General features: G+C 73.3%; 1 protein-coding gene. It reads right to left on the bottom strand.

What is annotated here, in order from left to right; translation table 11 throughout:
• Window positions 1-544: alpha/beta fold hydrolase (locus ACFFIC_RS29915; protein WP_377057271.1), on the bottom strand; the 544-nt coding region annotated here is incomplete at both ends.

Consider the following 544-nt stretch of genomic DNA (forward strand, 5'->3'; position numbering starts at 1 on the left):
GGTTCCTCCCAGAAGGGCGCGTGGCCGCTGTTGGGGTAGAGGGACAGCCTGGCGCCCGGCACGGTGGCCGCGGTGAAGCGCGCCATGGGCGTGGCGAGGATGCGGTCCTGCTCGCCATGGCTGACCAGCACGGGCAGGCGCAGCGCCTTCAGCACCTCCGCGTAGTTGGCCGGGCGGCCCGCGAGGCCCGCGCGCACGTAGAGGGGCGCCAGCATGTTGAAGGCGAGCATGGCCTGGAAGTCCGCGGGGTCGGGCTGGGTGGCGAAGCAGGCGCGCAGGAAGCGGATCGTGCCGTCGATGAAGGCGTCCGCGCCGGGTGCCAGCATGGCCTGCGGGCCGAGCAGCCCGACATCGGGCCCCAGGAAGGCGGGGTCTCCGAGCGAGCTGCTGGCGTCCACGTAGTTGATGCCCGCCAGGGCCGCCGAACCGTGCGCGGTGAGATAGTCGCCGACGACCCGCCCGGCATAGGACCAGCCGACCAGGACCGGCCGCTGCAGCCCCAGTTCCGTGATGACGCCGCGCACGTCGTCGGCCCAGACCCGGC

This window comes from Muricoccus vinaceus, assembly GCF_042433125.1.
In the GTDB taxonomy this organism is placed as follows: Bacteria; Pseudomonadota; Alphaproteobacteria; order Acetobacterales; family Acetobacteraceae; genus Roseomonas; species Roseomonas vinacea.